A 20,969-nucleotide genomic window follows, 5' to 3' on the forward strand; every position below is an offset into this window, starting at 1 on the left:
GGAAAATTTGAGTACTAACTCGAAATTACGAACATAGCGAGTACTTTGCTATGAGTAATTCGAGGTTAGACGGAGAATTTTGACTTATGGAACACGTTTATCCGGAATAAAAAAGAGAGTGTGATATAAGTCGGGAAAATTTGAGTACTAACTCGAAATTACGAACATAGCGAGTACTTTGCTATGAGTAATTCGAAGTTAGACGGAGAATTTTGACTTATGGAACACGTTTATCCAGAATAAAAGAGGGGCTGTGACAAAAGTTAACTTTGTCACAGCCCTCTTAGTTTATTCCGGATAATTTATAGATCAAAATCCTTTGTCTAACGTCGAAGTGGCAGCGTAAAGGCTGCACGCTGTTCGTAATTTCGTGTTAGTCCGTACTTTTTATCGCCTTAGGGAACATTTTCTTAGTTTTTGTGAAAGATAATGCACATTTTTTCGGTTTTGTTCCTTAAAAAGTTGTAAATTTAATGCGCGTGATTGCATGCACTTTAAAAACAGTTTAAAATTAACAAAGTTGGATTAATGAAAAAGGCAGGAAGAAAAATGGCAGGCAGGTCAGTGGAAGATAAAAAAATGACGGCAGAAATTAAAAACAATTCCGTGAGACAGGATCAATCGGCAAAAGAAAAGATGTTACGTGGCTCCGCTTGGATGACAATGGGAAGTATTTTTTCCCGGATCTTGGGAGCTATTTATATCATTCCGTGGTACGCATGGTTTGGCAAGGATAATTTGGCGGCTAATTATCTGTATACACAAGGTTATACTGTTTACAGTGTTTTTTTGATGATCTCGATTGCGGGAATTCCATCAGCTGTTGCTAAGCAGGTTGCTCACTACAATGCTGAAAATGAGTATGCATTAGGACAACGTTTATATAAAAAATTGGTACTTCTCATGCTGGGAGTAGGAGTTTGCGCCGCGTTAATTATGTGGATCGTAGCACCGCTGCTTTCTCAAGGTGATCCGAAAGTAGTTCCCGTCTATCGTTCACTTGCAGTAGCGTTAACGATTATTCCATTGATGAGCTTGACACGTGGGTTCTTTCAGGGGTATCAAGATATGTTTCCGTCAGCTATGTCGCAGCTACTAGAGCAGGTTGCCCGGATTATCTACATGCTTGCAGCGACCTATTTAATTATGAAGGTCTTTAGAGGCAGCTATGTTACAGGGGTTGTGCATTCAACTTTTGCCGCTTTTGTTGGTGCACTTGGAGGATTTCTTTTCTTAGGTTTCTTTTATTTGAAAAAGAAAAAGCGGCTGGCAGAATTAGCAAGGCAAAGTGCAAATCAACTTTCTGTCTCGGATGGACAGGTTATTAAAGCACTGTTAATCGAATCAATTCCCTTTATCATTATTGGGGTCTCAACAACTTTGTATAATTTACTGGATCAATTTACATTTAAAAAAATTATGCTGTTTTTTACAAACTACAGTGTTAAAGCGATTGATGATTTTTACGCGATTTTTGCTGGGAATGCAAACAAACTGATTATGATAACTATCTCTTTGGCTGCTGCGATGGCGGCGACTGCAATTCCGTTATTATCAGAAGCTTATACGAAAAAGGATCAAGAGCAGATTTCTACCCAAATCAATGATGCAATTGAGCTTTTCTTATTGCTAATGTTGCCATGTTCACTTGGAATGGCGGCAGTTGCCAAACCGCTGTATGTTGTTTTTTATCAGTATGATTTGACAGGAATCTATGTGTTGAGCTTTTCTTCATATGTTGCACTGCCGATTGGATTATTTATGGTACTTTCTTCGCTACTTCAGGGTGTTTACCAAAATAAACAAGCAGTCCAGTACTTTGCAATTGGCATGATTGTCAAAATAATAGTGCAGGTGCCATTGACTGCAATTTTCCAGCCGTTTGGACCACTGATGGCGACGGCCATCGGGATGATGGTCTCTAACTGGTTGATGCTGCGGCGATTCTATTATTCTGATCAGCTTGATTTACGGCGTGTTACCAGACGGTTCGATGCCTTGTTGCTCTTTTCGCTGCTGACCTTTATCGTGGCGCTTGGAACAGTAGAGCTTAGTGGATTGTTCTTAAATATGCAGTATCGGGTTCAGGCTCTTCTTGCGCTGATTCTTAGCGCTGGAACGGGTGGCTTTTGCTATGTTTATCTATGTTTGAAGACCCGTTTGGCAGATAAAATTTTAGGAAGTAAGGCAGGTCATCTGCGCAGCTTGCTTCGAATCAGGTGATCAAAAGATGAGACTTGATAAACTAGTAGCAACAACTTTGGGAAGAACGCGTTCCCAGGTGAGAAAGCTCCTGCAAGACGGCGCAATCACTGTTAATGGTGCTAAAGCAACTAGTGGCAAAAAACACGTTGACCCGCAACAGGATGTGATTAGTGCTTTCGGTGACGAGCTTCATTATGAAAGTAAGCGCTATTTGATGTTAAATAAACCTGCTGGAGTGATTTCAGCCACCACCGACCCACAACAGCAAACGGTCCTTTCCTTGTTACCCGAATCAGCGCGAAAGGGTATTTTTCCGGTCGGCAGATTAGATAAGGACACGACCGGTTTATTATTGCTAACTAATGACGGGCACTTCGCCCATCAGTTAATGTCACCCAAGAAGCATGTCGCAAAAACATACCGTGCGCTTGTCGCTGGTACGGTAACTACGCAGATTTGCAGCCAATTTTCTGCTGGACTGACACTGCGAACTGGGGAAGTTACGCGCCCTGCCCAACTGACACTTTTAAAAGGGAATGTACCAACTGGAAAAAGCAGTGTGCAGATTGTGATTGTGGAAGGTAAATATCATCAGATTAAAAGAATGTTCGGCGCAGTTGGAATGAAGGTTTTACAATTGCAGCGTTGTGCAATTGGGCAACTCCAACTAGATCCGCAACTTAAGGCTGGCCAAGTTAGAGCTTTGACGCCGGCTGAGCTTGCTTTATTTAAGTAATTAAACACACTAAGTTAAAAAAGCAAAAAGTTTATTTAAGAGCGTGCAACATGAATTCCTGTAATTTTCCAATAATATCTGTTGGCAAGACAACGTAGCGTGAACGCGAGAGCTCGGCTGCAATAGCGCTATGAATGTAGACGGCGGCATCAACAACTTGTTCAGGGGTAGATGTGTGAAATTGTCCTAAAAAGGCTGCGATGATTCCAGTTAAGGTGTCCCCCATTCCGCCAGTGGCCATATAGGGACCACCAGTTTTTAATTGTGCGATCGAACCATCCAAATGGTAAATAACGGTCTGGTACTTTTTTAAGACGACAGTTGCTTTGAGAGCTTGTTGGACGTGAAGATTTTGAGCATTAGTCTGAGCGCTAATTTGAATTCCACTCAGGCGCTGCCATTCCATTTGATGAGGAGTAAAAACAACTTGGAGCCCGTGCAACAATGCTAAAAGTTCCCGGTTGTCTGCTAAGAGAGTAATGGCAGAACCGTCAATAATTAAGAATTGTTCTTTATGTGTGTTTTGCAAAACTGTGCTTAAAATTTCAAGGGAATGAGCGCTTGTTCCTAATCCAGGACCAATCACGATCACATCTGCAGCAGCAACTGCTTGGCGCAGCTCCTTTGCAACGGTAGAATCGATAAACATTGCTTCTGGAACAATGGTGTGTAAGGCAGTTAAATTGAGCGGCGAGCTGGCGCAACTTACCAGACCCGCACCTGCGTGAATCGCAGCCGAGGTAGACATAATAATTGCTCCACCATATTGGCGTGTTCCACCGACTGTGAGTATCTTACCAAAGTTGCCTTTATGACTGTTTAGCGGACGGACTTGAATAACACGTTTTAAACTTTTTTCATCTAGAATTTGCATTTCTTAAGCTCCTTTGTTTAAAGATTGCACTTTATTATACAACAGGAATAAGGTAAAGACTTTTAGAAGCTACGCGTGTCGTGGTAAAATCAATCAAGTGGATAAATAAACAGTTGTGCTGTAAAAATTTGGAGGCTGATAAGATGCAGATCAATTGGAAAGAAGAGATCCAAAAAAGACGGGAAGCGTTGTTGACTGATCTACAAGCGCTGCTCAAGATTGAGAGTGTGCGGGATGAAACGCAGGCAACAGGTGCGGCCCCTTTTGGACCAGGACCGCGCGCAGCATTGGAGAAATTTTTAGAGGCTGCTCAGCGTGACGGATTCAAGACTGAAAATGTTGACCATGTAGCAGGTCATATTGAGTATGGAACCGGTAAAGAGACTTTGGGAATTCTTGCACATGTGGATGTGATGCCTGCAGGTCAGGGCTGGCAGACAAATCCTTTTATACCGGTTATCAAGGATGGACGGCTTTATGCGCGCGGAGCTTCAGATGATAAAGGACCCGCAATGGCAGCTTATTACGGGCTTAAGCTGCTCAAGGAGTTGCAACTGCCTATTAGTAAGAAAGTTCGTCTGATTCTCGGAACAGATGAAGAGAGCGGTTGGCGCTGCATGACGCATTATTTTGAAAAAATGCCAACCCCTGATTTTGGCTTTTCTCCAGATGCTTTTTTCCCATTAATCAATGGTGAAAAGGGTAATGTGACTTATAATGTTGATTTTCAAGGTGGAAATGGAGAACAGGTAAAGCTGTTGGCATTCACCGCTGGATTGCGCGAAAACATGGTTCCACGGGATGCCAGTGCACGCCTAAGCGGAATAGAATTATCAGAGGTGCAGCCACTTTTGGCACGCTATGTAGCTGATATGCCGATTACTGGTCAGGCACAGGCAGAAGATGGACTTGTTACTATTACGATTGTGGGCAAAGCTGCACATGCACAAGAACCCCGTAATGGTGAAAATGCCGGAACGTACTTAGCGTTATTCTTAAAGCAATTAGGCTTGGGTGGCGGTGCGCTTAATTTTATTTCTTTTGCTGCCGATTATCTGCATCAAGATTCACGCATGAGTAACTTTGGACTCAACTTTACTGACAGCGTGATGGGTGATTTAACGATGAATGCAGGGATCTTTGAATTTGAGGCTGCTAAAGGTGGCAGAATAACGTTGAATTTCAGATATCCGCGTGGAATTAAACCTACCCAGCTCCAAGCGGGACTAGCTAAAGTTCTTCAAAAAGTGGATGCAGAACTCAATCTGACAGGCAAAACGCAGGAACCGCACTATGTTTCATCAGAAGATCCATTGGTGCAGACCTTGTTGCGTGTTTATGAACGTCAAACTGGAAATCAGGGTTATGGAATGGTTGTTGGCGGTGGAACCTATGGAAGATTGCTTCCCCGTGGCGTGGCTTTTGGTGCAATGTTTCCTGGAGCAGAGGATACCATGCATCAAGCAAATGAATTTATTCCGGTTGATGATCTTTTACGTGCAGCTGCGATCTATGCTGAGGCAATTTATGAATTAGTTAAATAGGGGATTCAGTGTTTGGAATTTGCATAAGTTTTTTTTAATTTTGTATTTTGCTGTTAAAAAGCGTAAAATTAAATTAGAAAAAGCAATAGGAGGTCATAGCGTGCAAAAGAATTTTATGCATGAAGTGGAAGAAAACGTCTTAGCAGAAGACGAGCAAACAAAGACATTTTTGGTTCCCAGCAAGAAGGAAAAATTGGCGATCAAGGTCGATAAAGACGTTTTAACACGCTTATTGGATGACCAGAAGCTTGAACATATGTTAAGGAATTTGTTGAAGTTGAATTCTAAAAGAACAACGCGGGAGACTATCAACATTACAAAGAGAAATTATCGTATTTTTATTTAAAGATAGTAAAAGCGGTAGGAATAATTCCTGAAGCTTAACAAGAAGATGGTGCTGTGTGTGCCGACTTCTTGTTTTTTTGTATGACTACTTTGGAAATAAAAGCGAACTCGGGGGAGTTTTGCAGTAAATTAAATGCAGGAGTGAAAAAGATGACTAAGAGCAACCACAAGATTATATTGCCAGATGCTATTTTAGAAAAGTTAAAGGTTAAAAAAGGAGACAAAGTCAAGCTTTCCTATTCACATTATCCTGCAGGGAAAATAGTGATTGAACCTGTCACACAAACAGATTACCATACCAATATTTCACCGTTGCGTTTCTTTTTACCAGCACTTTTTTTCACTGTGCTTTTTGGGGGATATTTTTATATAAGAGGACAGGAACCTATTAATCTTGCAGGGAACGAATCGATTGCGAGTTTAACAATTCTTTTAGGGACGTTAAGCGGATCATTAGTTTTTGCTTCTTTTTATCTCAAGGATCGTAAACTCATCCAGTCTTGGTTGGGAGAGAAGCTTTACTGGCGTAGCTTTCTTACTATTATGTTGTCGTTTGTGCTGATTTTGGCGATTAGCCTGCTATCTTTTTTTTGGTTGCTGGAGTTGTTATTTGAAGGAGCTGCTTTTGATCTTTTGACCTCTTCTTTTATCTTCTTGTTATTTTGCAGTGTCGTTAATTATTTTATGCTGTATGCAGAAAGTCGTCTTTCACCAGCAGTAATTTTTATTTTGTTTGTCTGTGTGATCATCGGAGGGGCGCTTGCCTCAATGATCACTAATAGCAATAAACATTGGTGGGAACACAATGTCAGCTTTTTAGGGACGAGCCAGGCAAGCAGCAGTTGGCAATTTAATTTGACTTTGATTACGTCGGCCTTATTGCTAGCGGCACTAATTGATTTTATTTTTGCAGCGCTTGATCAAAAGTTTGGTAGGAATCGGCGCTTATTCATCCTACACATTTTGTTAACTGCTTTTGCGGTGTGCCTTGGCGGGGTAGGCCTATTTGCTAACAACGGGCGCGGCCTATTGCATGAGCTGCATACGCAGGCAGCAAGCCTGATGGTCTATCTGCTGTTGATTATCATTGCTTTGGTCGGAATTTTGCTGCCACAAATGGAACCAACTTTTAAGCATTTGTCTTATGCAATTGGGGCTTCTTTGCTGGGGGCTTCGCTTTTGTTTTCTCCGATCGGTTATTTGTCTTTAACGGCATTTGAATTAATTGCTTTTGTACTTTCTTTTAGCTGGCTATTGCTGTTGCTGCAGCAGTTACAAGCTATGATCAGCACACAAAAAAAGCATTATGAAGTCGTTATTAAATAACTTCGCATGCTTTAAGTGTCTTAATTAGAATTTAATGATACTTTGAACGCTATTAGTGCTGTATATTTGCGGATGATTATCAGCCCGTCCAATTGAGAACCAATCGATATGCGTCAAAATACAGGCAAGGTAGTCGAACATCTCTTGGCTACTGCTTTCTTCATGCTGGGTCTTGTTCCAGTCTTCAAAGGAGGTCGAAAAAACCTTTTCAAGATGTGTGTCTTTGATATTGCCCTTGACTACATAGCCAGTGATGACTGTATCTGAGTCAATCTGAAGTTTGAGATTGTTCGTTAAGTTAATATAAAAATCCATTGTGTAACCACCTTTCACGATGAAAATAATTATAGCATGTGTCAGAAAGATCAGCAATTTTAGTTACCATTTGCATTTTTTAGTTGTTAATTTAGGAAAGTTTCTCTAAAATTAAAATATAACAGATGAAAAATTAGGGAAGTGGACAAATGTTTCTTACTACAGGTGAAATTAATCAGTCTTACATGATTCTAGGTGTTGTTAATGCAACGCTTAAAAGGACTTTAACAGCAGAACAAATTGATGAAGTTGATTGTTACGAAGAATTGTATACTCAGGTTAAAACTAAATTGATCGAAAAAGCAGTTGCTAAAAACGGTGATGGAATTATTGGTGTGCATTTTGTTCCACAAATTGTGAATGTAGTAGTGGGTCCAAAATATGTGATGCTTCACGGTTACGGTACAGTGATTTCTTTGCCACACCGAAAATAAAGGCGCACAAGTATTATTCCACTAAAAAGAGACCATATTCAGATAAGTTAACATCGTGATCAGAATATAGCCGTTATTATGTGTCATGTGTAATCAAAAAGGGGCTTGCGTCAAAGTCCTTTTTGATAGACATGTGTTGCTTTTTCAAATTTATGTAGCTTTTAAAGCGAAATAACATTATCAGAGTCGGAGTTTACGCTTTTTTGACCAATTGCTGTAATCTTGCCGGGAGACAGACTGACGAAATGGCCTTCAATTTGAAGCGGTTTTTTAGTAGTAAATTGGGCTTCGTACAAAAGGATTTCAATGTAGCCTAGCTCATGTTTGCTAATTCCCTTGGAAAGAGCGAACGCAAGTACTTCTTTTTCGGAAGGACCATCTTGGAGTGAAGAACAGCTGATAAAGTATAAAAACTCCTTAATGAATTCAAAGTCAAGCAATGTTACCATCCCTTCTTTATTAACAAAGATAATTATATCAGAAAAAAACCTTAAAAAACGGAATTATTAGAGATCTTAAACTAAATTGTAAAATTCACGTAAAGTAAAAAATAAGAAATTGAATTGTTCATGCTATAGTTACTTGTTGTTCTTTAGCAGATAATATGCTAATATGTAGTCGTTCTTAGCATTTGTACGAAAAAAAAGTATCATGTTTCATGTTATTTTTAATTCCTTCAGGTGTTAACATATGTTGGTCTGTTTGTTTGGTTTTTATCCTAGGGGGATTATAATATGAAAAATGGTACAGTTAAATGGTTTAATGCAGATAAAGGTTATGGCTTTATCACCGGTGAAGATGGTAAAGATGTTTTTGTGCATTTCTCAGCTATTCAAAAGGACGGCTTTAAGACCTTAGACGAAGGTGAAAAAGTTACTTTTGATGAAGAAGCTGGTGATCGTGGACCACAGGCAGCTAACGTGGTTGCACAGTAACCTTTAGTGTGAGTAATACTGACAATTAAGTAAGATCAAGGCTGTGATGAAACTAACGTTTTGTCGCAGCCTTTTAGATTGTCTTAAAATTGCGATGAATTTTTTACTAACAAATTTTTATGTTAATTGGAAAGTAATTTAAAGTATTTCCAGCAGCCTATTAAAAAAGTAATCGCCAGTGAAAACAGAGAAAGAACTTTTGAAAAATTACCTAATTTAGTATATGAGCTTGTCAATGTTACCTGGGTACTTTTAGCAGGTACTTTGATGAGCACAGTGCCTCTTGGCGAAGTTGATACAGGCAGCTTTTTGCCCTCAACGTGGACGCTTGTACCTAAGTATCTCAGAAAAGGGGTGTCAACTGTTTGGGCTTTATTTTTGGCTAGCATCTGAAGTTGAACTTGTTTGTTGGAAGCGTGAAATTTAAGATTTTGGGCGGTCTGATCGACGATAAAACGTTTAGCTGCAATGGTTTCTTGATATCCCTGACTGCTTTTTAGTGGATAATAATCACTTGATTCAGTATTTTTGACAGTGGTCAAATAATTTTGACCGTCTATGACAGCAACTGCGCCTTTGCGTAAATTAAATGAAGTTGCGGTGTGGATAGCAAGGACTAAAAGTAGCAAGAGTAAAATATTTCTGTTGCGAGTCTTTCTAAGAAGCCATGTTCCGCTGACGGAAATCAGCAGGGTCGCAATTTCAATGAATCTCCATGGAAATTGAATCATTTTGATGGGTGTGTTTTGAAATAGAAACCAAGGAAATAAGTTGGTTGTTAGAAAAAGAAGAAACGCACTCACAAACCAAAGGACCCGATAATTGTAGTCCGCTTGCTGTAATTTTAAAGCACCACCAATAAAAAGAACTGTCAGGACTAATCCGAGGACGGAGTTACCATTTCCAATCGAATTACTTAAGGAATTAGTCAATAACCAACTAACATCAACTGCTGAATCTGCTAGTTTTTTAATACTGGGTGGTGTGATTTGCAGGTGATGGACTTGTTGCAATAAAGGTAACCAAAAAAAAGCAGTTAACCCTAAAGTTAAAAAGGCACTTTTAAGAAAAGCAATAAGCAAGGCAGCTTTATTTGAAATTTGTGACCAGCTGCACAGCAACAATAATAAGAGTGTGAAGAACAAGAAAATGCTTGAAAGAACGTGCGAATATATTATCAATGCACTGGAAACCGCGAGTAACAACCAGTAATCATTGGCTGCTTTAAGGACTAATTTGTAGAAACAAAGCAGCACGACTGGGAAAAAAGCCATGGCAATAATTTCGCCAATATCGGCCCTTTGGAAAACATTTACGGCACGCCCAGCAGAAAATGGATAAATTATACTAAAGACAACTGCGCAGCGTTCGCTATTAAAAAGCGCCCGTGCACTGTAATAGGAAAGTACAAAGGTTAGGCAAGTAATCATGAACAAAAAAGCAATGAAGCCGGCGACTTCATTATGTAGCAAATTAGCCAATAAATGGGCTGGGTAAAAAGTAAGCCACGGGTAAAAATAATTAACACCTTGGCCAACGCCTTTAAACGAAATATAGTTAATTGGGTGTGAAAATGCATTGTTTAAACCATAAAGCCGAGACAAGTGGAAGTTAGCGTCACTTTCTAACCAGTGTCCAACGCGTAGCTTGCCATCGTAAAAAAAGGGAACTAGATACAAATAGCTTCCCAGCAAACTCCCCAAAATAACTGCAGCGGTTTTTTTAATTTTTAAAAAGTTCAATGTGCTCCCCCTGAATCTAGTAAATAATACTCAAATAATTGAAATAGCTTTCCTTAAATACTTGCAAGTCCCTAGTCAAGTACTTTCCCCGTTTACTTGTGCTAGCAACTCACAGGTTTTCCTCGGTGAATTATACAACAAAGATTAGCATTTTTAAATGTTTTTAGCGGTAGTTTAATCAGACGGTTACTTGTTTAGGTCCAAATTACGGAACGGTTCGGGCAATGACCTGAAACGTAAAAGTTTCAACAAGCACTGGTCTTTTGGTTAAAGCAACTTGAATTTAGCAGTTACAGTCTCTTTAGCTAAAATAGAGTTGCATTAGCTTTCTTTGAGTAATATTATAGAGTATAGATGGTGTTTTATCCCAATAAAGCATTTTCTCTCTTTGAGTTGTCTCTTAATTGAGATGACTCTTTTTATATTTGGACGTTAAATGCTACTTGTTGGGAGAAAATTCGTAAGGAGTCTTTTTTACGCAATAAAAAAACACTAGCACTTATACTTAGCTGATGTCCTAATTACTTTTGAAGCCTTGATTTAAAGGCTTTTATTATGCCCTCGGCAGGAGTCGAACCTGTACTTGGAAACCCAAACAGCGACCTGAACGCTGCGCGTCTGCCAATTCCGCCACGAGGGCAGCTGAATTAATAGCACTTAAATAGTATACAATAGGTTGCGTTAAAATGGAAGAACAAATTTTATTTAAAAGTCGACTAACCCGAGTCTTGCAAAATAAGAATGCAACGAGTAAAATTTAGCGTAATGAAAGCGTAGCCATGCGCGAACGGGGTGTTATTGATGGAAGAGAAAAATTATTATCTGGAACGTGCAGGAATTTATCGTGATGGGGCACAAAATGCAATTGAATTAGCGGCTGCGGGTAATCTTTATACTGCAACCTTGATTTTTACAAGTATTAAAAAAGCGAGTGCCAGCGAATTGAAAAAAAATACTACTAACAAAGCTTATCATGAACTGCTATTAAAAATTTCCGCATCTGTGGAAGATAAACAGGAATTATTAAATGAACTGGGAAATATTCGACAAAGTTGTCGTAATTTCATTGCAACCTTTAATAAAGGTTAAAAGATTCTTATAACTGTTAATGGTATAATGGCATTAGGGAAACAAGGCAAGGGGAGTGATTCTATGGAAAAACAATATCGTAATATTTTAGTACCTGTAGATGGGTCACAAAATGCGGAAAAGGCACTTGCACGAGCTATTGAAATTGCAAAACAAAATGATAGCCGGGTTGAGGTTTTGAACGTGATTGATGTTAAACAATTTACGACTAATTTTGGTGGTGTGATGAGCGGCACGGGAGATATGATTTATTCTTCCTTTGAGTATATTCAAGATTATTTGACAAAGCTCAAAGATAGATTTGCTAAGGAAGGATTTACCAATCTTGGAATCCATGCTCGCTTTGGTTCTCCACGCGTCGTCATTACACAAGACTTTCCTGCTGATTATCCAATTGATTTGATTGTGATTGGAAAAACCGGGTTGTCGGCAGTTGAACGCTTGTTGATGGGCGCAGTGACGGACAGTGTAATTCGAATGGCAAAATGCGATGTGCTAGTAGTTTAGTAAGAAGGGAGAGAAGCTGCGATGACAAGATTTGAGTTACTTGCTTTGTGCAGTCTGGTCCTCTTGATGGTGTACAATTTCAGGCTCAGTGTAGCGGTGAAGAAGATGCGGGATAAGCTGGGACAAAAAAAGGCAGAAATTCTGAAAAAGACAGATGATCCAGAGATTAAAAGTACAATTGCAACTCGAAGAAAGTGGACGATTCTTAGTCAGTTGCTTTTCTGGATTGCTGTTTCTATGGCTTTCTATGGTTCGCTAGGAATCCTAATCTATTTTCTCGATTTGTATACGGTAGCAATGATCTATATTAATCACTTAACGGAGAAGTTGATGAAAGACTTTGACAAAGCGTAGTAAAAGTGATTAACGTTAAAATTAAGCTATATTTTTTGGGGGAGATCAATTTACGTATATTAGCTACGTATTTGGATCTTTTTTGTTTTTGTGTTGTTTCTAGCGATGTGTTAGCATAAGTAGTGTTTTTATGCAGTAAACTTTTAAAGTGAGGGCTTTATGTATGAGTAATTTTAAACAATACGGAAGCATTCTGTTGCGTGGAGGACTTTCTTTTGCGATTTTATTAGCAGGTGTTCAGTTAATATCATCTAGTAGTTGGAAGCTTTTGTTGGACTATTACCTAGTTAGCAACTTTGTGATGCTCTATCCATTTAATATGTCGAGAGAAAAAGGCAAAAAGAGTGATAATCTTAATGAAATTTCCGAGACAGCAACCTTGAGTAGAAGAGGCAAAATCAAAGAAGAACACACAGAATTAACGGATACAGCTAATGAACTTAGGCGCAAGCAGCATCCGCAAAAGAAGAACGACTTGCGTGAATTGTTGTTGGATTTTGCGCTCAATTTTCTTAAATATGCATTTTTGCAAATTTGTGCACCAGTTATCTTTATGCAGAATTTACTGTTAGATGAAAAATTTTAGTAAATGTAAGTGGCAGAGATACTGAAATTAAAAGATTCTAATTGTTGAATCCTTTGATAAAGCTTTTTGAAGAGCATACGTTAAAAAACGATGATTTGTAACCTTGACTTTCTTAATAAAATTGTTATAATTCTTATATTTACAAATTATTTAAAGGGAGAATGGTTATGAAAAGTTTTTTTAAACGAATGTTGTTAAAAGAGGATCCAAATGTGTATCAAGATAAAGACTCCCATTTAAGTCAAGTCTTAACGGTCAAGGATTTCTTGGCTCTGGGTGTCGGTACAATTGTTTCAACCTCTATCTTTACGCTTCCTGGAGTTGTCGCAGCTTCGCATGCTGGTCCAGCGGTGGCACTTTCGTTTTTAGTAGCGGCAATTGTAGCTGGGTTGGTTGCCTTTGCCTATGCTGAAATGTCATCTGCAATGCCCTTTGCTGGTTCTGCATATTCATGGATCAACGTAATTTTCGGAGAGTTTTTTGGTTGGATTGCGGGTTGGGCACTGTTAGCAGAGTATTTTATCGCAGTTGCCTTTGTGGCTTCTGGGTTATCCGCAAACTTTCGTGGTTTGATTGAACCGCTTGGGCTTGTCTTACCTAAACAACTTTCTAGTGCATATGGTACTTCAGGTGGAGTAATTGATTTAGTCGCTGTAATTGTGGTTATCTTAGTAGGATTATTGCTAGCCCGTGGTGTGTCAGGCGCAGCACGTGTTGAGAATATTTTGGTGGTACTTAAAGTTTTAGCAATTTTACTGTTTGTTTTTGTTGGCTTAACAGCCATTCATGCTTCAAATTATTCTCCTTTTATTCCAAAATATCATCCGAACGCTGATGGTTCTGCTTTTGGTGGCTGGCAAGGAATTTACGCTGGGGTTTCTTCAATCTTCCTGTCTTATATCGGTTTTGATTCAATTGCTGCTAATTCTGCAGAAGCCAAGGATCCCAAAAAGACAATGCCACGCGGTATTTTGGGATCACTTGTTTTAGCCGTGATATTATTTGTGAGTGTTTCACTTGTAATGGTAGGAATGTTCAAATACTCAAGCTATGCTAATAACGCTGAACCTGTTGGCTGGGCTTTGCGTGAAAGTGGTCATCCAATTATTGCAATTGTCGTCCAAACAGTCGCTGTTGTGGGGATGTTTACCGCTTTGATCGGGATGATGATGGCTGGTTCACGGTTACTTTATTCCTTTGGACGTGATGGAATGCTTCCAAAATGGCTGGGTTCTTTGAACAAAGATAATTTACCTAATCGTGCCTTAGTTGTGCTGTCGATTGTGGGGGTTATTTTAGGCGCTGTGTTCCCATTTGCCTTTTTAGCACAGTTGATTTCAGCTGGGACGTTGATTGCATTTATGTTTGTTTCTCTGGGAATTTACGCACTGCGTCCACGCGAAGGAAAAGACTTACCAGAACCAAGTTTTAAGATGCCGTTATACCCTGTTATGCCAGCATTAGCATTTTTGGCCGCGTTTGCTGTTTTCTGGGGACTTGATATGGGGGCTAAGTTATATGCCTTATATTGGTTTATTTTCGGTCTGGTAATTTACTTTGGTTATGGGATGCGTCATTCTTTCTTGAGTAAGCGAAGTCAAGCCAAAGAAAATGAAGAAAAAAATAAGTAATTTGCGGCTAAATTCAGCCAGCAAGTGAGTTAAATGTACTAATTTAGAAATTGAAAGATAGAAAAAAAGGGAGTGTGACATAAGTCGGGAAAATTTGAGTGCTAACTCGAAATTGCGAACATCGTGGGTACTTTGCTATGAGTAATTCGAAGTTAGACGGAGAATTTTGACTTATGGAACACGTTTATCCGGAATAAAAAAGGACTGTGCAAAACTAATCTTTTGCATAGTCCTTATTTTTGTCTTGAATTAGATGCTCCAGCGCTTAGTACGTGTAGTTTTTCAACTGGCTGTCACCTATTTAACGTGTTCCAGCCAGTAACCTCCTGTGTCTAAGCTTGGAGGCACTTGTAACTAAGAGCAAGTTACGTGCGTGCTCCAGCGCTTAGTACGTGTAGTTTTTCAACTGGCTGTCACCTATTTAACGTGTTCCAGCCAGTAACCTCCTGTGTCTAAGCTTGGAGGCACTTGTAACTAAGAGCAAGTTACGTGCGTGCTCCAGCACTTAGTACGCGTAGTTTTTCAACTGGCTGTCACCTATTTAACGTGTTCCAGCCAGTAACCTCCTGTGTCTAAACTTGGAGGCACTTGTAACTAAGAGCAAGTTACGTGCGTGCTCCAGCGCTTAGTACGCAGAGTTTTTCAACTGGCTGTCACACTTCGACTTTAATCAGCAAAAAACGTCACCGGCCAACGCTGCTCCCATCCCTTAAGCGCACTGCGACGCTTAAACTGGTTAAGCAAGTCCGAATCTTTAATAAAACGTGGTGTAGGGTGAACTTCCATGTTAAAAAGATCCTGTAAGCCAAAAGGTGCAAGAATTTTGAAGGTTCCTGCTTCAAAAGTAATAGCGACCGCACTGCAGGTTTCCGGAAGAGTTGTGAGCGCTTCTTCCGGAGTTTTACCAAATGGCTGCCGCGTTTGTGAATTGTTTAAGACGACATTTTGCAAATTCCACAGATATTTCGAATGGCATTGCCCCAGAAGAGCGCGTCTTGTTAGCAGCTGCTCATATGTTTCTGCAGAATCTCCATATAAGACATCAATGTTTCCTCTAAGAAGCGAAGTCGGTTGTTTGCTGAGCGTGTTCCATACCAAATCACGTAAAGCACCACCGCAAATCAATGCTTTTCCAAGCTGATAGCTATCTAGAATATGGAATATTTCCGTAAATTCAGGGGTTCTTTTGACTAAAGTGATAAGTTCTTTTTCATACTGCATGACATTCCTCCACAAAAAGTTCCTATCAAACAATTGTAATGGCTTTTGTGGAATAATTAAAGGCTGATTTCTAAATGAGATAGCGGAATTGAGTTGAATTTTAACAAGAATAACCGATCTTCTAGTGAAATTTCGTGCAAAATTTGTTATATTAGATGTATGAAAACGTTTTAATGGCATTGGAGGGATTCACATGGCAAAAATCATCGCAATTAACGCTGGTAGCTCGAGTCTCAAGTTTAAGCTTTTTGAAATGGAAGGAGAAAAGGTGCTGGCACAGGGCCTGTTTGATCGTATCGGGATTTCAAATGGGACGATCAAAATTAAGTACGGAGAAAAGGAATATCGCAAAGAAGCAGAGTTAAAAGACCATGCTGTGGCAGTCAAACGCTTATTGCAACTGCTCTTGAAACTGGGAATTGTTCAAGATTTTGCAGAAATCGTGGGTGTAGGACATCGTGTAGTTGCTGGCGGAGAATACTTTAAAAAATCCGTTGCAGTCAACTCGCGAATTATTCGCAGAATTAATGAACTGACGGAGTATGCACCAATTCATAATCCCGCTAATTTAATGGGAATTGAAGCTTTTAGAAAAATTTTGCCAAATGCTGTGTCAGTTGCTGTTTTTGACACTTCATTTCATCAAACGATGCCTAAAGAAAATTACGTATATAGCGTACCATACGAATGGTATCACAAATACGGTGCGCGTCGATATGGGGCGCATGGGACTAGTCATCGCTATGTTGTACAAGTTGCAGCTCACATGATGGAAAAACCGCTCAAGCAATTAAAACTAATTAGTTGTCATTTAGGGGCAGGTGCGTCTTTATGTGCGGTTAAAAATGGCAAGTCGTTTGATACTTCAATGGGATTTACGCCCCTGACTGGGATCACAATGGCAACTAGATCTGGGGATGTCGATGTCTCGTTGATTTCTTTTATGATGCAAAAGCTGGATATGCATTCTATGCCGGAAGTGATTTATGATTTGAATAAAAAGTCAGGTTTACTAGGGATTTCAGGCATTTCCTCAGACATGCGAGATATTGAGGCCAAGTGTAAAACTGATGAGCGGGCTCAATTGGCAATTGATATTTTTGTTAAAGACGTTGTCAAATATGTGGGTGCCTACATGGCTGAGATGGGTGGCCTTGATGGCATTATTTTTACCGCTGGAATTGGTGAAAATTCTGGATATATTCGCGAAAAAATTATGAAGCGTTTGGAATTCTTGGGAATTGAAGTTGATGAAAAAGCCAATGCTAAGCGTGGGGTAGCAGAATTTATTTCCACGCCAACGTCACGTGTGGCAGCTTTGATGATTCCTACAAATGAAGAGCTGATGATTGCACGGGATGTTAAAACAATAATTGAAGCGAAGATTGAAAAGGAAAAACTAGCGCCAGTTGTTATCAAAAGCCATAGCAACTAGAATAAAGTTGGTGCCGAGGCAGAACGTGGTTATTTGTAATCAAACTGTAATATAAAGTAGTTCACAAACATGACAAAAAGTGTTAGATTATTCAAGTCGATAAATTATTTTTAGGGGGCTTTTGTCATGAGCAATAAACTTGATATTTTGCGTGATTATCAGGTCGCGGTAGAGAAGATTACTGAACTCGACCATGTTTGCGAGGAAATTAGCCAGAGTAATCGAGGCCGCCACTTATTAGAAGCTTACGATGAAAAAAAACGCAATGCAGAAGCTGAGCGGGATCGCCTAGAAGATATCCTTGAAGCAATGGCAGCGGCTGAAGATTAGGTATTTTGATAGTCTACTTGGCTGGAATTTTGATTGACAGACGTGAGTTTGCAACTAAGAGAGAAAATAAATGGCTTAGAGCCAGAAAAAGGGGTTTGGGACAAAAGTCGCGAACTCTTTTTTTGTGTTCTTGGTTCCCAAACAGCTAGTGCTAAAACGTGCACCAAAAGGCAATTTGATGCACTTAATCCCGTCAGTCAGACAATTCAATCCCGTAATTATCCGCCTGACGTTGTTAATTTTCGTCAACTAAACGCCTTTTGTCCCGCTCTTTTTTGGATAATTTGCGAGTAAAATAAATACTTTTGAAAGCTTAAAGCTGCAAAAAAGACAAAGCTAGCGGATAATGCGTATAAAATCTATAAAAATAGTAATATAGTTCGATTTTAGCTTTGACAAGTTGTGACGCTTTTGATAAGCTGTCTCTTGTAGGAGGGATCGGCATGAGTAGTAAAATAAGTATTGTGATGGGCAGTATTTCAGACTGGAGTACGATGAAAGCAGCTGCTGCAATTTTGGATGAATTCCAAGTAGAATATACGAAGAAGGTCATTTCAGCGCATCGGATGCCAGCAGAAATGTTCGCTTTTTCCAAGAATGCACTTGCTGCAGGGACAAAGGTAATTATTGCGGGCGCTGGCGGAGCAGCACATCTGCCCGGCATGCTTGCCGCAAATACTGTTCTACCAGTAATTGGTGTCCCAGTGCAGAGTCACGCACTTAATGGTCTTGATTCATTGCTGTCAATTGTACAGATGCCTGCAGGAATTCCGGTGGCTACAACTGCAATTGGAACTTCTGGAGCTAAGAATGCTGCTTTGTTAGCATTGCAGATCATTGCACTTTCAGATCCAGCAATAACCAAAAAGTTAGTAGCTTTCCGTAAACAGCAGCATGACACTTCAGTAAGGAGTAGTGAGCAACTTGACTAGTTTGATTGAACAGGGAAAAACAATTGGAATTATAGGCGGAGGACAATTGGGACAAATGTTGACTTTTTCTGCTAAAGCAGCGGGATTTCGAGTGCTTATCTTGGATCCGAATCCAGATTGCTCGGCAGGTCAGGCGGCAGATGCTCAGATAGTTGCACCTTATGCAGATTTAAAAGCAATTGAAGAACTGGCAAGGCGTGCAGATGTCTTAACTTATGAGTTTGAAAATGTTGACCTTCAAGCACTTGAAGATGTTCAGGACCAAGTAGCGGTTCCACAAGGTACACATCTTTTAGCGGTGACGAAGGATCGTTTGCGTGAAAAGACCTTTCTGAAAAAGCTGGGCTTGAAAGTTGCCCCCTTTAGAGCAATTGAAAATAAAGAGCAGCTGGAAGAAGCACTTGCTACAATCGGTTATCCTGCAGTTTTGAAAACTTGTCAGGGTGGATATGATGGCAAAGCACAGCATGTTTTACATACTCCTGCCGATCTTACAGCAGCAACAGAACTTTTAAGTCAGGGAAAATGCATCTTAGAAGGTTGGGTCAACTTTGGCAAGGAATGTTCTGTTATGGTAGGGCGCAATAGTACAGGCGCGCTCTGTGTTTTCCCAGTCAGTGAAAATATTCATCGTAATCAAATTTTGCACGAAAGCATTGTACCTGCTAGGATTTCTGCGGATTTGCAAGAAAAAGCGCAAGAAATCGCTGAAAAAATCGCTGTCGGAATTAATCTTTGTGGTATTCTGGGAATAGAGTTATTCGTTGGCGAGGATCAAGAACTCTATGTGAATGAACTAGCACCGCGTCCGCATAATTCTGGGCATTATTCAATTGAAGCGTGCAATTTTTCGCAGTTTGACGTGCATAACCGTGCAATTTGTAACTGGCCGTTGCCACAAATCAAGTTGTTGCAGCCAGTAGTAATGGTGAATGTCTTAGGTCAGCACGTTGCTGGAGCTAAGCGACTGGTTGCACAGAAAAAACAATGGCATTTCCATGATTACGGTAAAGGTGAGCTTCGACGAGATCGCAAGATTGGTCATATCACGATTCTAACGGATGATATTAATGAAACGCTGGCAGAAATTAAACAGACAAAAGTATGGGATTAAAGGGGAAAAATAATGATTTCAAGATATACACGACCTGAAATGGCAGCAATCTGGAACGATAAGAAAAAATATGAATGCTGGCTCGAAGTTGAGATCGCAGCAGACGAGGCATGGTCAAAACTTGGTCATATTCCAGCAGCAGATGTTGAAAAAATTCGTCAAAATGCTCGTTTTGATGTTGAGCGGATTTTGGAGATTGAACAAAGCACACACCACGATGTCATTGCTTTTACACGCTGTGTTTCGGAATCTTTAGGAGCCGAAAAGAAATGGGTTCATTATGGTTTGACCAGTACCGATGTTGTGGATACGGCTTATGGATATCAGTTGAAACAGGTTAATGAAATTTTGCGTAATGATCTGGCAGCTTTCAAGGAAATTGTGGCTAAGAAAGCCAAAGAATATCAATATACGGTTATGATGGGGCGCACACACGGCGTACATGCTGAACCAACGACTTTTGGGCTGAAATTAGCACGCTGGTATTCTGAAGTAAAGCGTGATATTGAGCGCTTTGAGCACGCTGCTGCCGGAGTTGAGGCTGGTAAAATTAGTGGTGCGGTAGGAACCTTTGCTAATATTGATCCTTTTGTTGAAAAATATGTTTGCACCAAGCTGGGAATTCGGGCCCAAGAAATTTCTAGTCAGATATTACCACGTGATCTGCATGCAGAGTATTTAGCTGCATTGGCGCTGATTGCAACTAGTTTAGAAAAATTTGCGACAGAAATTAGAGGATTACAGAAATCAGAAACACGTGAGGTTGAGGAACATTTTGCAAAGGGACAAAAAGGTTCTTCAGCAATGCCGCATAAACGCAATCCAATTGGATCAGAAAATATTTGTGGCTTGGCGCGGGTCGTGCGTGGTCATATGGTAACAGCCTATGAAGATATGGTTCTCTGGCATGAACGTGATATTTCGCACTCTTCTGCCGAGCGAATCATTTTACCAGATACGACTACTTTAATTGATTATATGCTGCATCGTTTTGGCACAATTCTAGATACATTAACTGTTTTTCCTGAAAATATGAAGCGTAATATGGGAAGAACCTTTGGTCTGATCTATAGCGGCCGTGTATTGTTGAAACTAATTGACACTGGAATGAGTCGGGAAGAAGCCTATGATCTTATTCAGCCAAAGACAGCAGAAGCTTGGGACAAGCAAATTCAGTTCAGGCCATTACTGGAAAAAGATGAGCGGATTACCGCACGACTTTCAAAAGCCGATTTGGATGATGCTTTTGATTATCACTGGCATTTACGGCATGTGGATGATATCTTTGCACGTGTTGGGCTGGATCAGTAAACA

22 protein-coding genes and 1 tRNA gene are annotated in these 20,969 nt (G+C 40.0%); 17 read left to right on the forward strand and 6 right to left on the reverse strand.

Going from position 1 to position 20,969, the window contains the following annotated elements; genetic code table 11:
* Positions 1-549: 549 nt before the first annotated feature.
* Both AB3Y88_RS10085 and AB3Y88_RS10090 read left to right on the forward strand, forming a co-directional pair.
* Entirely contained in the window at positions 550-2,223 is a 1,674-nt protein-coding gene (locus AB3Y88_RS10085) for a polysaccharide biosynthesis protein (RefSeq protein ID WP_228888441.1), read from the forward strand.
* A gap of 7 nt (positions 2,224-2,230) precedes the next feature.
* A complete protein-coding gene (locus tag AB3Y88_RS10090; protein ID WP_228888444.1) occupies positions 2,231-2,941 on the forward strand; it encodes a pseudouridine synthase in 711 nt (236 codons plus the stop codon).
* Positions 2,942-2,972: 31 nt separating this feature from the next.
* On the opposite strand, the gene AB3Y88_RS10095 is transcribed toward AB3Y88_RS10090, so the two are convergent.
* Positions 2,973-3,815, reverse strand: coding sequence for an NAD(P)H-hydrate dehydratase (locus AB3Y88_RS10095; protein ID WP_228888446.1), 843 nt, complete (start codon positions 3,813-3,815; stop codon positions 2,973-2,975).
* A 143-nt stretch (positions 3,816-3,958) separates the two neighbouring features.
* Between AB3Y88_RS10095 and pepV the strand changes: the two genes are divergently transcribed.
* From pepV to AB3Y88_RS10110, 3 genes are all read left to right on the forward strand, one after another.
* Positions 3,959-5,359 carry a dipeptidase PepV gene (gene pepV / locus AB3Y88_RS10100; protein ID WP_228888449.1) on the forward strand — a complete coding sequence of 467 codons (1,401 nt, stop codon included), beginning with the start codon at positions 3,959-3,961 and terminating at the stop codon, positions 5,357-5,359.
* Positions 5,360-5,459: 100 nt separating this feature from the next.
* On the forward strand, positions 5,460-5,705 hold the full coding sequence (locus AB3Y88_RS10105; RefSeq protein WP_054757958.1) for a hypothetical protein: 246 nt from the start codon (positions 5,460-5,462) through the stop codon (positions 5,703-5,705).
* Positions 5,706-5,854: 149 nt separating this feature from the next.
* On the forward strand, positions 5,855-7,030 hold the full coding sequence (locus AB3Y88_RS10110; protein WP_056961344.1) for a DUF998 domain-containing protein: 1,176 nt from the start codon (positions 5,855-5,857) through the stop codon (positions 7,028-7,030).
* A 24-nt stretch (positions 7,031-7,054) separates the two neighbouring features.
* On the opposite strand, the gene AB3Y88_RS10115 is transcribed toward AB3Y88_RS10110, so the two are convergent.
* The gene (locus AB3Y88_RS10115) at positions 7,055-7,345 is read right to left on the reverse strand and encodes a hypothetical protein (protein ID WP_054757951.1); all 291 of its coding nucleotides are present in this window, start codon (positions 7,343-7,345) and stop codon (positions 7,055-7,057) included.
* A 149-nt stretch (positions 7,346-7,494) separates the two neighbouring features.
* Between AB3Y88_RS10115 and AB3Y88_RS10120 the strand changes: the two genes are divergently transcribed.
* A complete protein-coding gene (locus AB3Y88_RS10120; RefSeq protein ID WP_056961342.1) occupies positions 7,495-7,779 on the forward strand; it encodes a hypothetical protein in 285 nt (94 codons plus the stop codon).
* A 161-nt stretch (positions 7,780-7,940) separates the two neighbouring features.
* Here AB3Y88_RS10120 and AB3Y88_RS10125 read toward each other — a convergent pair whose 3' ends face one another.
* The gene (locus tag AB3Y88_RS10125) at positions 7,941-8,228 is read right to left on the reverse strand and encodes a hypothetical protein (RefSeq protein ID WP_156653532.1); all 288 of its coding nucleotides are present in this window, start codon (positions 8,226-8,228) and stop codon (positions 7,941-7,943) included.
* A gap of 285 nt (positions 8,229-8,513) precedes the next feature.
* Here AB3Y88_RS10125 and AB3Y88_RS10130 point away from each other — a divergent pair, with 285 nt between their 5' ends.
* On the forward strand, positions 8,514-8,714 hold the full coding sequence (locus AB3Y88_RS10130) for a cold-shock protein (protein ID WP_054757953.1): 201 nt from the start codon (positions 8,514-8,516) through the stop codon (positions 8,712-8,714).
* A gap of 122 nt (positions 8,715-8,836) precedes the next feature.
* Here AB3Y88_RS10130 and AB3Y88_RS10135 read toward each other — a convergent pair whose 3' ends face one another.
* Positions 8,837-10,456, reverse strand: coding sequence for a 6-pyruvoyl-tetrahydropterin synthase-related protein (locus AB3Y88_RS10135; protein WP_228888455.1), 1,620 nt, complete (start codon positions 10,454-10,456; stop codon positions 8,837-8,839).
* Between the two features lie 556 nt (positions 10,457-11,012).
* Positions 11,013-11,096 (reverse strand) — tRNA-Leu (locus AB3Y88_RS10140).
* A 161-nt stretch (positions 11,097-11,257) separates the two neighbouring features.
* Between AB3Y88_RS10140 and AB3Y88_RS10145 the strand changes: the two genes are divergently transcribed.
* From AB3Y88_RS10145 to AB3Y88_RS10165, 5 genes are all read left to right on the forward strand, one after another.
* Complete coding sequence (locus AB3Y88_RS10145) at positions 11,258-11,545, forward strand: hypothetical protein (RefSeq protein WP_228888457.1); 288 nt, start codon at positions 11,258-11,260, stop codon at positions 11,543-11,545.
* Positions 11,546-11,608: 63 nt separating this feature from the next.
* Positions 11,609-12,052, forward strand: a complete 444-nt coding sequence (locus AB3Y88_RS10150) for a universal stress protein (RefSeq protein ID WP_056961337.1) — start codon at positions 11,609-11,611, stop codon at positions 12,050-12,052.
* Between the two features lie 21 nt (positions 12,053-12,073).
* Positions 12,074-12,406, forward strand: a complete 333-nt coding sequence (locus AB3Y88_RS10155) for a hypothetical protein (protein WP_054757956.1) — start codon at positions 12,074-12,076, stop codon at positions 12,404-12,406.
* Positions 12,407-12,569: 163 nt separating this feature from the next.
* The gene (locus tag AB3Y88_RS10160; RefSeq protein WP_054757957.1) at positions 12,570-12,992 is read left to right on the forward strand and encodes a hypothetical protein; all 423 of its coding nucleotides are present in this window, start codon (positions 12,570-12,572) and stop codon (positions 12,990-12,992) included.
* A 167-nt stretch (positions 12,993-13,159) separates the two neighbouring features.
* A complete protein-coding gene (locus tag AB3Y88_RS10165; RefSeq protein WP_056961335.1) occupies positions 13,160-14,623 on the forward strand; it encodes an APC family permease in 1,464 nt (487 codons plus the stop codon).
* Between the two features lie 666 nt (positions 14,624-15,289).
* On the opposite strand, the gene AB3Y88_RS10170 is transcribed toward AB3Y88_RS10165, so the two are convergent.
* The gene (locus AB3Y88_RS10170; protein WP_056961332.1) at positions 15,290-15,844 is read right to left on the reverse strand and encodes a nucleotidyltransferase family protein; all 555 of its coding nucleotides are present in this window, start codon (positions 15,842-15,844) and stop codon (positions 15,290-15,292) included.
* Positions 15,845-16,037: 193 nt separating this feature from the next.
* On the opposite strand from AB3Y88_RS10170, the gene AB3Y88_RS10175 reads away from it, so the two are divergent.
* From AB3Y88_RS10175 to purB, 5 genes are all read left to right on the forward strand, one after another.
* Positions 16,038-17,279: an acetate/propionate family kinase gene (locus tag AB3Y88_RS10175; protein WP_228888461.1), complete on the forward strand. Its 1,242-nt coding sequence runs from the start codon at positions 16,038-16,040 to the stop codon at positions 17,277-17,279.
* A gap of 126 nt (positions 17,280-17,405) precedes the next feature.
* The gene (locus AB3Y88_RS10180) at positions 17,406-17,609 is read left to right on the forward strand and encodes a hypothetical protein (protein ID WP_054755903.1); all 204 of its coding nucleotides are present in this window, start codon (positions 17,406-17,408) and stop codon (positions 17,607-17,609) included.
* Positions 17,610-18,052: 443 nt separating this feature from the next.
* A complete protein-coding gene (gene purE, locus AB3Y88_RS10185; protein ID WP_054755908.1) occupies positions 18,053-18,541 on the forward strand; it encodes a 5-(carboxyamino)imidazole ribonucleotide mutase in 489 nt (162 codons plus the stop codon).
* On the forward strand, positions 18,525-19,655 hold the full coding sequence (purK, locus tag AB3Y88_RS10190) for a 5-(carboxyamino)imidazole ribonucleotide synthase (RefSeq protein WP_261909505.1): 1,131 nt from the start codon (positions 18,525-18,527) through the stop codon (positions 19,653-19,655). The genes purE and purK overlap by 17 nt, the downstream gene beginning before the upstream one ends.
* A gap of 12 nt (positions 19,656-19,667) precedes the next feature.
* Positions 19,668-20,966: an adenylosuccinate lyase gene (purB, locus tag AB3Y88_RS10195; RefSeq protein WP_056961326.1), complete on the forward strand. Its 1,299-nt coding sequence runs from the start codon at positions 19,668-19,670 to the stop codon at positions 20,964-20,966.
* The last annotated feature ends 3 nt before the right edge of the window (positions 20,967-20,969 follow it).

Source organism: Liquorilactobacillus satsumensis, from assembly GCF_964065465.1.
In the GTDB taxonomy this organism is placed as follows: domain Bacteria; phylum Bacillota; class Bacilli; order Lactobacillales; family Lactobacillaceae; genus Liquorilactobacillus; species Liquorilactobacillus satsumensis.